This window comes from Bacillus sp. RO1, assembly GCF_012524115.1.
In the GTDB taxonomy this organism is placed as follows: Bacteria; Bacillota; Bacilli; order Bacillales; family Bacillaceae_I; genus Sutcliffiella_A.
This window is the reverse complement of record NZ_JAAZWB010000082.1, coordinates 1-13875: the sequence shown is the minus strand read 5'-3', so window position 1 is coordinate 13875 and position 13875 is coordinate 1. Positions and strand designations below refer to the sequence as shown.

Genomic DNA, 13875 nt, shown 5'->3' with positions numbered 1-13875 from the left:
CATCCAACAAGGGGGAATTCGGTGATTCGTGGTGTAAGAGGCGCAACAACCATACTTGAGAATTCTGAACAAGAAATTATCTGTAAAACAGAAGAATTATTACAAAACATGATTCAAGCGAACAGAATTGTGGCAGAAGATGTCGCGCAAGTACTAATTTCCGTAACAGCAGATATCACGGCATGTTTCCCGGCGAAGGCGCTCCGAAACCTTGAAGGCTGGGATTATGTCCCTGTCATGTGTACAAAAGAAATTGCTGTGCCAAACTCACTGCCATCCTGTATCAGGATTATGATGACAGTAAACACAGACGTACCTCAAAAAAATGTTCAACATATTTATTTGCATGAGGCTGTGAGCTTAAGACCAGACCTTGCAAAAACTTTATCGGTTGACAATTAGCAATCTACTATCATATAGTACTTACAAGAAGTAAAAGAGTTTAGAGATTAGTTTAGAGAATTAAGTTGAGGGCTATTGAGCCAAAGAGTATGAACAAGAACAACATATTTATTTTTGAGCCGAGTTGAGAAGAGAATAGCTGAGAATGAGTCGAGATTAGCTGAGGTTAGAATGTATTCTATAAATCTACCCAAAGACTATCCTCTGTCTTTGGGTTTTTGTTTTTTCCTCATTCTGTAACACCTCGTTACAAAGTCTCATTCTCCATTTCCTTAAAATGGAGGAGATCAGATGCAACAGTTTGCAGAGTTTCTAGATGCAAGCAAACAATTCAAAACCATTCCCATTATTGAAAGCTTTTTTGAAGACACCTTAACACCAGTATCCATCTTTCAGGCATTAAGAAAAGAAGCGGTCTATCTATTGGAAAGTAAAGAGCCCGATTCAGATTGGGCGAGGTACTCTTTTATTGGGTTGAATCCATTTTGGAAGATAACCGCTGAGAATACCACCATTACGTTGCGAGAAGTAAAGACCAACCAAATCCTCTTCCAATCGAACAAGCTGAATGAAATCATCCAGCATGCTAACAATTTGCTTCAAGTAAAACACCTTGAAAAAAAGTTAGGGTTTACAGGTGGAGCGGTTGGCTATCTAAGTTATGATTTTATCCCGACGATTGAAAAAGTGCCAATGCACCCTTCCTATGGTGGTGAACATACAGCAAATCTATTATACTGCGAGAATATTGTTGTATGTGACCACAAGGAAAATGAATTACATTTTATTCACTATATTCGTTTAGATGGTAAGGAAAATGACAAGGAGCTACAGGATAGATTTAATCAGGCAAAACAATCAATACTTGATAAAGCTTCTCTAATAAGAAAACGTCAAGAAAGTCATCCTCTAGTGGAAGTGAATAATGGAAAGGCTGAGCTGCCTGTTCAGTCCAATTACACAAAAGAGAGATTCATTGAACATGTAGAAAAAATAAAGAAATATATCCAGACAGGTGACATCTTTCAATGCGTACTCTCCCAGCGTTTTGAATTACAAGCGGAAATGGAAGGGTTTGATGTTTACCGAGTCTTAAGGAGACAAAACCCTTCTCCTTATCTGTTTTATCTAAAATATGACGAAATGGAATTGATAGGAAGTTCACCAGAAAGATTAATACAAATTCAAGATAGAAAGTTAGAAATCCATCCGATTGCCGGTACTAGGAAAAGAGGAAAAACAAAAAAGGAAGATCAAGAGTTAGCGGAGGATTTAATGCAAGATGAAAAAGAACAGGCCGAACATTATATGCTTGTGGATCTTGCGCGGAACGATTTAGGTAGGGTCGCCAAATATGGTTCCGTCCATACACCGGTCATGAAAGAGCTTGTTTATTTTTCAAGAGTGATGCACCTGATTTCCATTGTAAAAGCGGAGCTCACTCCCACTTACACTCCTGTGGAAGCATTGCTTGCAGCTTTTCCCGCTGGAACTGTTTCAGGAGCACCAAAGGTAAGGGCGATGCAAATCTTGCAAGAGCTCGAGCCGACAGTAAGAAACACATATGCCGGGGCCGTTTGTTATATCGGTTTTGACGGGAATATTGATTCATGCATTACCATCAGGACGATTCAAAAGCGCGGTAACAGCTTTTTTGTTCAGGCAGGTGCAGGAGTGGTAGCAGATTCTGTTCCCGAACTGGAATATCAAGAAACAATAAACAAAGCGTCGGCATTAATTGAAACAATCCAATTAGCAAATAACTATTTTTCAAAAAAGACGGGAGGCTCATGTAGCTATGTTTAAAGCCTATTTGACAAAATTAATAGATGGAGCGAACCTTTCAACAGAAGAAGCAGAGAATGCGATGGATCTAATGATGAAAGGAGAAGTCACCTCCAGTCAGATTGCAAGCTTCATATCTATTCTCAGATTCCGCGGGGAGACCTCAGAGGAAATGTTAGGATTCACCAAAGCGATGCGAGGTCATATGAAGCCGATAGCTTATGAACATCCCCATTTAATTGACACATGCGGAACTGGTGGGGATGGAGCCTCTACCTTCAATATCTCCACTGCTTCTGCGATCGTGGCAGCAAGTGGCGGAGCAAAAGTAGCCAAACATGGAAATCGTGCAGTATCTTCCTCGAGTGGTAGTGCGGACGTATTGGAGCAGCTTCAACTTCCTGTGCAGCAAACGCTTGAGGAAGCTACAGAAAATCTTAAGGAAAAAGGGATGAGCTTTCTTTTTGCACCTATCTACCACGAGGCAATGAAGCATGCGGTTGCTCCAAGAAAAGAAATTGGATTCAGGACTATTTTTAACCTTCTTGGCCCGCTTGCCAATCCTGTTCGTTGTAAAAAACAGGTGATCGGGGTCTTCTCGAGGGATTATGCTTATAAGATGGCGGAAGTGTTGAATCAGCTTGGTTCAGAACATGTTTTAATTGTTGCAGGGGAAGACGGTTTAGATGAGATAACAATCGGTGCAAGTACCCACGTTGTGGAAGTGAAAAATGGGAACATTTCCTCTTATACGATAGCCCCAGAGGACTTTGGGTTTTTACGAGGCCGATTGGAGGACATTCAAGTATCTAACAGTTTACAAAGTTCCCATCTGATCAAACAGATATTACAAAACAAAAGCAACGAAAGTGCAAAAAATATCGTTTGTTTAAATGCTGGTGCAGCTCTGTATGTATCAGGAATTACCGATACGATCCATAAGGGTGTAGAGCTTGCCCTTCAATTAATTGAGGAAAATAAATCGTACGAACTATTACAGCAACTAAAGAAGGCAGGGGTGACTGAACATGTTAACTAATATTGTCGAGACTAAAAAGGTCGAAGTGAAAAATCTAACGCTTCCTTCCCAGAAACAGGTACAACGTTACTCCTTTTATGATGCACTTGCCAATCCCAAACGTGATTTAGGCGTAATAGCAGAAATGAAAAAGGCATCCCCATCTAAAGGAATCTTGAAAGAAAGCTTTGCCCCAATAGATATTGGAGCGGAGTATGAAAAGGTTGGGGTGGATGCGATATCAGTGCTCACAGATCAGACCTATTTTAAGGGATCAAAGCATGATTTGATGATGGTAAAGGAAACAACAAGCCTGCCTGTCCTGAGAAAGGATTTTATTATAGATTCCATTCAGGTCGAGGAGAGTGCACGTATTGGTGCAGATGCGATTTTGTTAATAGCGGAAATTCTCCCTGATAAAAAACTGGCTGCATTATATAACCAAGCGACAGACTTAGGCTTGGATGTACTCGTAGAGGTGCACAGCTTGGATAGGCTCACACAACTACTTCAAACAATCATACCAAAGATCATTGGAGTCAATAATCGAAATCTTGCAACCTTTGAAACAGATATTCAAACGACCAAAGAACTTGCAGCCTATATTCCAAGCACTTCCCTGCTTGTGAGTGAAAGCGGCATCCTGACTGCAGAGGACCTTCGCCAAGTAAAAGGGTTTGGAGCGAACGCTGTACTTGTAGGGGAAGCGTTCATGAAAGATCAAACGCCGGGGACTGGAGTAAGAAGATTATTTGGAGAGCTTGAACGTGTCTAAAACAAAAATGAAATTCTGCGGCAACAAAAGTTTGGAAGATTATGAGGCATCCTTGCAGACTGACGCCGATTATCTAGGATTCGTTTTTGCGAGGAGTAAGCGTCAGGTAAAACCAGAACAGGTGGCAGATTGGCTAGCTAGCGTTCCTCCTCGGAACAAACGGCTCGTAGGTATCTTTGTTAATCAAACCAAAGAAGAAATTCTTCATGCTGTCCGCACAGTTCCGCTTGATGTCGTACAGTGCCACGGAGATGAGGACCTGACTTTAATAAAAGAGTTGAAGGCAGAAAGTGAAGTGGATATCTGGAAGGTGATCCATCATGAAGATGAATCTACTGTAGAAAAATTAAAACCGTTCCTTGGAACAATAGATGGGTTCGTTGTAGATAAAAAGGTCGGCAATCAGTACGGTGGGACGGGAATAAGCTTCAACTGGGAGCATATCCCTCTCTATGAAAAGGTTTCGTATGAAAATAATATTCCATACTTGATTGCAGGTGGGATAAATGAAGGGACACTTCCAGAGCTATTCCCTTATTCCCCACAAGGAATCGATCTATCAAGTGGAATAGAAGAGAATTTTGCTAAAAGCAAAGAAAAAATGAATCTGATAGAAAGTATGGTGAGGAAACATGACAACAGTACAAACACCAGATAGCTTCGGTAGATTTGGAGAGTTCGGGGGCAAGTATGTACCTGAAACATTGATGCTACCGTTGGAGGAACTAGAACTAGGCTTGCAAGAGGCCTTAAAAGACCCAACCTTTCTAGAAGATTATCATTATTATCTAAAGGAATATTCCGGCAGACCTACGGCGTTGACATATGCTGAAAAGCTTACAAGTCGAATTGGCGGTGCGAAAATCTACTTAAAGAGAGAAGATTTGAATCATACTGGCGCACATAAAATAAATAACGCCATCGGTCAAGCCTTACTCGCTAAACGTTTAGGGAAAAAGAAGATTATCGCCGAAACTGGGGCAGGACAGCATGGAGTAGCAGCCGCAACAGTTGCTGCCAAGTTCGGACTGGAGTGCAAGGTGTTCATGGGCGAGGAAGATATTAATCGTCAAGCATTGAACGTTTTCCGTATGAAATTATTAGGAGCAGAAGTAATACCTGCTACAAGCGGCAATAAAACGTTAAAAGATGCCACCAATGAAGCCATTCGCTATTGGGTGCAACATTGTGAAGACCATTTCTATATGATCGGTTCTGTTGTGGGACCACATCCATACCCATATATGGTGCGTGAGTTTCAACGAGTGATTGGAGAAGAATCCAAGAGGCAGTTCCACGAAAGAGAAGGTGGTTTGCCAGATAAAGTCATAGCCTGTGTAGGTGGGGGCTCCAATGCTATTGGAATGTTTGCTCCATTTGTTGATGATGAAGTGGAACTGATAGGTGTGGAAGCTGCCGGAAAAGGCATAGACACCCCTTTGCATGCTGCTACGCTAACGAAAGGCAAGAAAGGTGTTATTCATGGATCTCTGACTTACTTGATTCAAGATGATCACGGTCAGATTATTGAACCCTATTCCATTTCAGCAGGCCTTGACTATCCCGGAATTGGACCAGAACATGCTTATCTTAAGGACAGCAACAGAGTAGATTATCAAAGTGTGACAGATGAGGAAGCTTTGGAGGCTCTTCATATCCTTGCTAAAGAAGAGGGTATCATTCCGGCAATTGAGTCAGCTCATGCTTTAGCGACGGCCTATAAAGAAGCGGCCAAAATGCCAAATGATAAAACGATACTTGTTTGTCTATCAGGTCGAGGGGATAAAGACGTGCACACATTAATGAACAGAATGGAGGGGACAGTAGAATGACTACGTATCTAGAGAGATTACCAAAACATGACAAGCTGTTTATTCCATTCATTATGTCTGGAGACCCTACACCGGAATTGACGATAAAACTGGCCCTTCTTTTAGAGGAAGCGGGCGCATCCGTACTAGAGCTTGGAGTCCCGTACTCTGATCCGTTAGCAGACGGCCCGGTCATACAGCGTGCTTCCAAGCGTGCTTTGGCTCATAAAACAACCATTACGAGCACTATCGAGCTTGCTGGAGAAATGAGGAGAAGAGGACTGAAAATTCCGATCATCCTCTTTACGTATTATAATCCTGTGTTACAATTAGGAGAAGAATCCTTTTTCGCTTTAGCGAAGCAAAATCAGGTCGACGGTCTTCTCATTCCTGATCTTCCGTTTGAAGAGAGCGGGCGAATACGAGAGAAATGTAGCGAACATGCTATAACTTATATATCGCTTGTTGCCCCAACTTCCAAAGAACGGATGAATACGATCACGGAGCATGCCGAAGGGTTTTTATACTGTATCTCATCCCTCGGCGTGACAGGGGTGCGTAAGGAATTTTCGGATGAGTTGTATGCTTTTCTTGAAGAGGTAAAAAAGAAAAGTAACGTACCGACTGCTGTAGGATTCGGAATCTCAGAGAGTGAACACATTCAAGCCTTAAAACCATATTGTGATGGCTTTGTGGTGGGAAGTGCACTCATAAAAATGATTGAACAAAAAGAAAAGCAATTTAATGTTGATGAAGAAAAAACGTTACATGAATTAAAGAAACAAATAGAGGAGCTTATTTCTCCACTCTTAGCAGAAAGGTGAATCTTGAAGATGGATGTAAAAGAACAACTGCTTAACTTGACCCCGTATCAACCTGGGAAAACAATGGAAGAAGTGAAGAGGGAATTAGGTTTAGAGAAGATAGTGAAACTCGCTTCTAATGAGAATCCATATGGCTGCTCTCCGTCCGTTCAACAAGCATTGATAGCGCAGCTAGCCAATTCCGCAACGTACCCAGATGGTTATGCAAGAGACTTGCGCGAAGTACTTGCAGCCCAAACAGGTGTAGGTGAAAAAGAACTTATATTCGGAAATGGTTCTGATGAGGTCATTCAAATTATTTGCCGGGCACTATTAAAACCTGGGAAGAATACTGTGATGCCAACACCTTCCTTCCCGCAATACAAGCACAATGCCATTATTGAAGGGGCAGAAGTCCGAGAAATTCCATTAAAAGATGGCTATCACCAGCTTGACAAAATGATTAACTCCATAGATGAGAATACAGCTATCGTTTGGTTATGCAGTCCGAATAATCCTACAGGAACATATATTAATGAAGAGCTGCTTCTTCCTTTTCTAGAGAAAGTCCCTAGCAATACTTTAGTTGTTGTGGATGAAGCATATAAGGAGTATGTCACTTCAGAGGACTACCCTGAAACAGTGAAACTTTTAAAAGATTATCCTAACCTTTTAATTACCCGGACTTTCTCAAAAGCATATGGCCTAGCGAGCTTTCGTATCGGATATGGAATCGCGAATGAAAAGCTTATCCGCCTCATCGAACCGGCAAGGGAACCTTTTAATACGAACTCTTTGGCCCAGGTTGCCGCAAAGGCTGCTGTAGGGGATCAATCTTTTATCAAGGAGTGTGTGTCAAAGAATAAAGAAGGTTTAGAGCAATATTACGCATTCTGTGAGGAAATGAAGCTTGCCTACTATCCTTCTGAAGGGAATTTCATCTTGATAGACTTTCAGACGGATTCTGATATACTGTTTCAATACTTGATGAAAAAAGGGTATATTGTTCGCTCCGGAAAAGCTTTAGGTTACCCGACATGCTTGCGTATTACCGTCGGAACAAAGGAGCAAAACGCAGAAATCATCTCTTACTTGAAAGAATATAAAATGAAACAAGCCATTTAATAGAGAGGAGAGATCCTCTCTATTTACATATATAAAGACATCAGGCGGTGAAGTATTGTGAACGGGAAAGTGTTGGTCATCGGACTTGGTCTGATCGGTGGGTCCATTGCCCTTGCCATAAAAAAAGAACATCCTAATGCGTGTATAATAGGTTACGATATAAATACTCAGCAGGCGAAATTAGCAATGTCATTAAAAGTCATAGACGAGTTCTGTGAAAATTATGATGCGGAAGCAAGAGATGCAGATTTTATCGTCATTTCTGTACCGGTGATGCAGGCTAATGAAGTGTTAAAACATTTAAGCGGAATTGCATTTACGAAATCACAAGTTGTGATTACGGATGTAGGTAGTACGAAAAATAGTATTACAACGTTAGCGGCTACCCTTTTCCCTCAGGATAATGTTACATTCATAGGGGGGCATCCCATGGCAGGTTCCCATAAGAGTGGTGTGATCGCTGCCAAAAGCCATCTGTTCGAAAACGCTTTTTATGTGTTAACTCCATTCAAAGAGGATGCCAATCCAAAAGAAGTGGCTTTGACAAAAATGTGGCTTGCAGGAACGAAGGCGAACTTTATCACCATGTCTGCTGCAGAGCATGATCTGGTTGCAGGCGTCATCAGCCATTTTCCTCATGTTGTCGCAGCTGGCCTTGTTCATCAGGCGGAGAGTATGCAATCTAACAATCCGTTTGTTTCAAGACTTGCAGCTGGTGGGTTTAGGGATATCACAAGGATTGCCTCCAGCAACCCAACTATGTGGAAAGACATCTTGATACATAATAAAGCAACCATTCTAACCCTTTTAGATCAATGGATGGAGCAAATGGTAGTGGTGAGGGAGCAGTTGTCACAGGATAACGAAGCTTTCTTGCTTGAGTATTTCAGCAAGGCCAAGGAGTTTCGTGACGGTCTTCCAGTAAAGTCTAAGGGAGCTATTCCGTCCTTTTACGATTTATATGTGGATGTTCCCGACTATCCTGGTATCATCTCAGAGATTACTGGCATACTTGCAAAAGAAAAAATTAGCATTACCAATATCAGGATCATGGAAACAAGAGAAGAAATCTATGGAGTGCTGAGACTAAGCTTCCAATCAGAGGACGATCGCCAATCTGCAGAAGATTGCTTAAACAAGCACACCATGTATGAAACCTATATTGTCTAGTTAGGAGAGAGTGAAAATGAAAAAACTTACTGGTACCGCAAGCGGGTTAAAAGGGACCATACAGATTCCAGGGGATAAATCGATTTCTCATCGTTCCGTTATGTTCGGATCAATGGCAGAAGGCAAAACAAGAGTAGAAAACTTCCTCCCTGGCGATGACTGCCTAAGTACAATCAGTTGTTTCTCCAAGCTTGGAGTGAAAATAGAACAAGAAGGCTCTAATGTGACGGTATACGGAAACGGATTGAAGGGACTTCGAGAGTCATCAGAAATTTTGGATGTCGGGAACTCTGGAACAACAGCACGTCTGATGATGGGGATTCTCTCTGGCCTGCCTATCCACTCTGTCCTGATTGGGGACGAGTCTATCTCCAAAAGGCCAATGAAACGTGTGACTATTCCGTTACGCGACATGGGTGCAAGAATACAAGGGAACCAGGATGGCAATTTCACGCCCATCTCTATTCAGGGCGGGGGGTTAACAGGCCTTGATTACGTGTCACCTGTAGCAAGTGCTCAAGTGAAATCCGCTATTCTGTTGGCCGGGTTGCAGGGTGAAGGGGTAACCACTGTGAGTGAACCTTTTAAATCCCGTGATCATACAGAGAGAATGCTGCGTGCATTCGGAGTGGAAGTAAAAGAAGAGGAAGAATGCAAGGTAAGCGTGGTTGGTGGGCAGAAGCTGGTGTCTGATCTGCATATTGTCGTTCCTGGAGATATCTCTTCTGCAGCGTTTTTCCTGGTGGCAGGTGCGATTGTGCCTGGAAGCAAGGTTACATTGCAAAGGGTCGGGTTGAATCCTACTCGTACTGGGATTTTAGAAGTTCTGAAAAATATGGGGGCAAGTCTTTCTTATTCTAATGTAGTAGAGGATGGACCAGAGCCATATGCGGATATTACAATAGAGACTTCAGACCTTAAAGGAATCGAAATTGGCGGCGATATCATCCCCCGCCTGATTGATGAAGTGCCTATCATCGCCTTGATGGCTACTCAGGCTGAAGGTACAACGGTGATTAAGGATGCTGAAGAGCTGAAGGTGAAGGAAACAAACCGAATCGATACGGTTGTGAACGAGCTGAAGAAGCTTGGAGCACACATTGAGGCAACTGAGGATGGAATGATTATTAAAGGCAAAACCAGGTTGCATGGTGGCACGCTTGACAGTTACGGGGATCACCGTATCGGCATGATGGGAGCCATAGCGAGCCTGGTTGCAGATGGGGAAACTATTCTTCAAAATGATGCGGCAATCAATGTTTCCTACCCCAGCTTCTTTGAGCATATGGAGAGTTTGAGAAGAGGATAATTTTTAGAGGAGGGTCCATGGGGATGGGCCTCTTTTTAGTTTGGCTTTGACCGGATCATTGCTCGGTTAGGAGGTGGAGGTATATCTAAAGTTTTGGGCTAATGATAAAAGCGATTTGCCTGTAAAATCTTATTTTCGCCCGTATATTGAGATTATCGCCCGATTAGTCTTAAAAATCGCCCGTAAATTCTAATTATCGCCCGAAACGGATTTGGATACCGTCAAGGGGGATACCATCTGACGTCCACGTCTGACCGTTACTTCCTTGAAAATACCAAAATTTCCTTATATCCCCAACAACATACCCAATGCATATTTCCTCCTCCTCACGCATAGCTTGTCTTAAGGACATTACAAGAGGGGGATGCTATGGAATATATTATAGAAGCTGCCAATGTAGTCAAGAACAAATCAACACTCCTCCATACCAATCTGCTAGTGAAAAACAACAAAATCCATTACATGAAAGAAGGCCCTTTTACCAATTCAAGGTCCATGAGAATGGATATTTCCCCCTATGTGCTGACATCAGGACATGTTATGCTTGTCGATAACCTTGAACAAATGCCGTTTCCCCAGTTCAAACAGTTCATCACCGAAAACTATTTAAAAAAAGGTTGTACAACCCTTCTTTCTCTCATATCCGTCCATCGCGAAAAAGAACTAGTGCAAACATTAAAGAGAGCGAGAACTTTCTTATTAAATAGCCCGATTGATTATTATTTTGCTGTCAGAATTCCCTTCGATAAACTCACACCTTCTTTTGTTAGACAATGCAGGCGATATAAGATTTCTGCTATCTTTTTGCAGATGGATGATACAACAGAACTTTCTTCCGTCCCATGGGGGTGGATAAAAGATGCCTTGTATCAATTTCCGGTAACATTTCTGCCGTGCTGGCAAAACATTTCTCCATCAAAAAAAAACAAGAAGAAAAAAGAGTGGAAACTAATTATGAAAGAAGAAAAATTAACACATTCTACCGAGTGTCCAGAACAGGGGAAACCGCTTGATTTGGATCTATTAATGAAAATTGGTATTTACCCATCAAAAGGAGATTTGAGGGTCGGTGGAGAATTAGACTATAATCTCTATTTGTCACCAGAAGGCCATATTATTGAAACTATCGAAAATCTGGATTATGATAGTCATATTCCAGAAGTTACAGTTCAAAAAGGGACGGTTATCAAAGCGGGAGATGATGTTTTGTTTCGTCCAGGCTTTGGAAAAGAATGTACAGTAACCATTCCAGGCCATTTCTTACTCTCTGAGAAGTTTTGAAGAACATGTGATTGCGGATTTTAAAAACGAAGGGAAGTAGTATTTTGTCTTACACAGTAATTGATAAAGCTCTAGAACTAATAGATAACGGAGACATAGAACAAGGACTTACTATCCTAAAAGAGAACGAATCTAAGTTTGGGGAAGAGGATTTGTTTCAGACTGCACAGATTTATCAGCAGCTTGGCATGCTTGATGACGCCAAACAACTTTACCAGAACCTCCTATACCAATTTCCAAATGAGTCTGACCTCATTGTTTCACTAGCTGAAGTCCACATTGATCTTGATGAAGAAGATGAAGCTATGGCGTTATTAGAAAACATAGCAGAAGATGATGAGGTATATATTCAGTCTCTGCTTCTACTTGCAGACCTTTATCAGGCGCAAGGACTATTTGAGGTCAGTGAGCAAAAGTTACTTACTGCCAAAAAACTCGCACCAAAAGAACCGATCATCAGCCTTGCCTTAGCGGAAGTATATCTGTCTCAAGGCGACTACAAAAAAGCTATTCCGTATTATGAATCAGTCCTTCCGCATGCAGATGAGATTGATTTCTCCCTGCAGGAAAGACTTGCAGAATGCTACAGTGCTACAGGGCAATTTGAGGAAGCAATGCCTTATTTCGACCAGGCGTTGCAGAAAGAGTTGAAAATTGACGTACTATTTCAATACGGATTTACCGCTTTTCAGGCAGGATATTTCAAGACCTGTATCGAAAAACTTAATCAGGTAAAAGAAATGGATTATGAATACTCCTCTCTTTACTTATATCTTGCAAAAGCATATGAACACGAAGGATTGTTAGAAGATAGCTTGCGTGTTGCAAAAGAAGGATTAGCGGTAAATGAATATAACAAAGAATTGCAAGTGTACGGAGCGAAAGTGGCAATGAAACAGCAGAATGTGCAAGAGGCAGAAAAATTATTAAGAGAAGCCATTGCCATTGATCCTGGATATGTGGAAGCAGCCTTAACTTTAACGAAAATCTTCTTGCAGGAAGAGCGCTATGAAGATGTTATAGACTGCCTGAATGAACTCATTAACTTTGGAGAGTCTGACCCGCAATATGATTGGGACTTAGCTGTTGCCTACCAACAAACCGAAAAATATTCTGATGCATTAAATCATTACCGTCAAGCATATACTTCTTTTAAAGATGACAGCAGCTTCCTTTACGATTATGCACACTTTTTATTGGAGGAAGGTAAACGAGAAGAAGCAAAGCCGCTTTTTGAAAAACTAATACAACTTGACCCAACCAACATAGAATTGCAAGATCTGTATCTAAATTTACAAGAGTAGGGAATATTCTACGCAGAGGAGGGACGATAGTTGTGGCTACCCCTGTATCTGTCAACGAGAAGAAGGACTTTATAAGGTGGTTCTTGGGAAACTATCAGTTAAAAAGACGTGAATGTGTATGGATTTTAAACTATTTGATGAGTCATGACCAGTTGATGAAGAAAGTTCACTTTGTTGAGCAAGCCCAGTTTTGTCCACGGGGAATTATCATGTCAACCCATTGTGTAGAGGAAGTGCCATTCAGGTTTTATAAGGAAAATGTGATGACCACGGACGCTGAGAAGTCCTTCCATGACATTAGGCTTAATCGTGATGAGGATATTTATATCCAGTTAAATTTCCGGTCTGTCTATCATTCACCGCAATACGCAGCGGTTCTTGAAGATAATCCGTTTATGCCAAAGCAGTCCCAAATCAATGAAAAGGATCGAATTTTAGCAGAAAGGATGCTAGAAGAATCCATTTACACTTTTCAAAAAGAGAAGCTATTGAAAATGATTGACGAGGCATTGGACCGGCAGGATGAAGAAGCGTTTCGGAAACTGACAGGTCAGTTGAAGAGATTATAAATTTGGTTTGCCCCCCCCAACTTGGATGTTGCGGGGGTTTTTGTTTATTTAGAAAAATAATTAAATGATGGAATAGTCTTCAGGTTTTTCTTGATCGTCGGGACAAGATGTGTTTGAGGAGGAAAAAGGAGAAGAGGGGTCCTCATGGACGTGATGAAGACTTTAGTGAGGAGGAAAAAGGAGGAGAGAGGTCCTCATGGGCGTGATGAAGACTTCAGTGAGGAGGAAAAAGGAGAAGAGAGGTCCTCATGGACGTGATGAAGACTTCAGTGAGTAGGAAAAAGGAGAAGAGAGGTCCTCATGGACATGATGAAGACGTCAGTGAGGAGGAAAAGGAGAAGAGGGGTCCTCATGGGCGTGATGAAGACGTCAGTGAGGAGGAAAAAGGAGAAGAGGGGTCCTCATGGACATGATGAAGACGTCAGTGAGGAGGAAAAAGGAGAAGAGAGGTCCTCATGGACGTGATGAAGACGTCAGTGAGGAGGAAAAAGGAGAAGAGAGGTCCTCATGGACGTGATGAAGA

General features: G+C 41.8%; 14 protein-coding genes. All 14 read left to right on the top strand.

Annotation, left to right across the window (positions count from 1 at the left end):
- Window positions 1-21: 21 nt before the first annotated feature.
- Complete coding sequence (aroH, locus tag HC179_RS14530) at window positions 22-402, top strand: chorismate mutase (protein ID WP_168864957.1); 381 nt, start codon at window positions 22-24, stop codon at window positions 400-402.
- 291 nt (window positions 403-693) lie between these two features.
- The gene (gene trpE / locus HC179_RS14525; protein WP_168864956.1) at window positions 694-2208 is read left to right on the top strand and encodes an anthranilate synthase component I; all 1515 of its coding nucleotides are present in this window, start codon (window positions 694-696) and stop codon (window positions 2206-2208) included.
- On the top strand, window positions 2201-3226 hold the full coding sequence (gene trpD / locus HC179_RS14520; RefSeq protein ID WP_168864955.1) for an anthranilate phosphoribosyltransferase: 1026 nt from the start codon (window positions 2201-2203) through the stop codon (window positions 3224-3226). Before trpE ends, trpD begins: the two co-directional genes overlap by 8 nt.
- The gene (gene trpC, locus HC179_RS14515; RefSeq protein WP_168864954.1) at window positions 3216-3980 is read left to right on the top strand and encodes an indole-3-glycerol phosphate synthase TrpC; all 765 of its coding nucleotides are present in this window, start codon (window positions 3216-3218) and stop codon (window positions 3978-3980) included. Before trpD ends, trpC begins: the two co-directional genes overlap by 11 nt.
- Complete coding sequence (locus HC179_RS14510) at window positions 3973-4638, top strand: phosphoribosylanthranilate isomerase (RefSeq protein WP_168864953.1); 666 nt, start codon at window positions 3973-3975, stop codon at window positions 4636-4638. Before trpC ends, HC179_RS14510 begins: the two co-directional genes overlap by 8 nt.
- Window positions 4613-5812 (top strand): tryptophan synthase subunit beta, encoded by a 1200-nt coding sequence (gene trpB, locus HC179_RS14505; RefSeq protein ID WP_168864952.1) that lies wholly within the window; start codon window positions 4613-4615, stop codon window positions 5810-5812. Before HC179_RS14510 ends, trpB begins: the two co-directional genes overlap by 26 nt.
- A complete protein-coding gene (trpA, locus tag HC179_RS14500; protein ID WP_168864951.1) occupies window positions 5809-6615 on the top strand; it encodes a tryptophan synthase subunit alpha in 807 nt (268 codons plus the stop codon). The genes trpB and trpA overlap by 4 nt, the downstream gene beginning before the upstream one ends.
- A 9-nt stretch (window positions 6616-6624) precedes the next feature.
- The gene (hisC, locus tag HC179_RS14495; RefSeq protein ID WP_168864950.1) at window positions 6625-7719 is read left to right on the top strand and encodes a histidinol-phosphate transaminase; all 1095 of its coding nucleotides are present in this window, start codon (window positions 6625-6627) and stop codon (window positions 7717-7719) included.
- 57 nt (window positions 7720-7776) lie between these two features.
- Window positions 7777-8889: a prephenate dehydrogenase gene (locus HC179_RS14490; protein ID WP_168864949.1), complete on the top strand. Its 1113-nt coding sequence runs from the start codon at window positions 7777-7779 to the stop codon at window positions 8887-8889.
- 10 nt (window positions 8890-8899) lie between these two features.
- On the top strand, window positions 8900-10198 hold the full coding sequence (aroA, locus tag HC179_RS14485) for a 3-phosphoshikimate 1-carboxyvinyltransferase (protein WP_481747978.1): 1299 nt from the start codon (window positions 8900-8902) through the stop codon (window positions 10196-10198).
- A gap of 369 nt (window positions 10199-10567) precedes the next feature.
- Complete coding sequence (locus HC179_RS14480) at window positions 10568-11479, top strand: hypothetical protein (protein ID WP_168864947.1); 912 nt, start codon at window positions 10568-10570, stop codon at window positions 11477-11479.
- Between the two features lie 44 nt (window positions 11480-11523).
- The gene (locus HC179_RS14475; RefSeq protein WP_168864946.1) at window positions 11524-12783 is read left to right on the top strand and encodes a tetratricopeptide repeat protein; all 1260 of its coding nucleotides are present in this window, start codon (window positions 11524-11526) and stop codon (window positions 12781-12783) included.
- 32 nt (window positions 12784-12815) lie between these two features.
- The gene (locus HC179_RS14470; protein WP_060663948.1) at window positions 12816-13352 is read left to right on the top strand and encodes a ReoY family proteolytic degradation factor; all 537 of its coding nucleotides are present in this window, start codon (window positions 12816-12818) and stop codon (window positions 13350-13352) included.
- 248 nt (window positions 13353-13600) lie between these two features.
- The gene (locus HC179_RS14465) at window positions 13601-13765 is read left to right on the top strand and encodes a hypothetical protein (RefSeq protein ID WP_168864945.1); all 165 of its coding nucleotides are present in this window, start codon (window positions 13601-13603) and stop codon (window positions 13763-13765) included.
- Window positions 13766-13875: the final 110 nt, after the last annotated feature.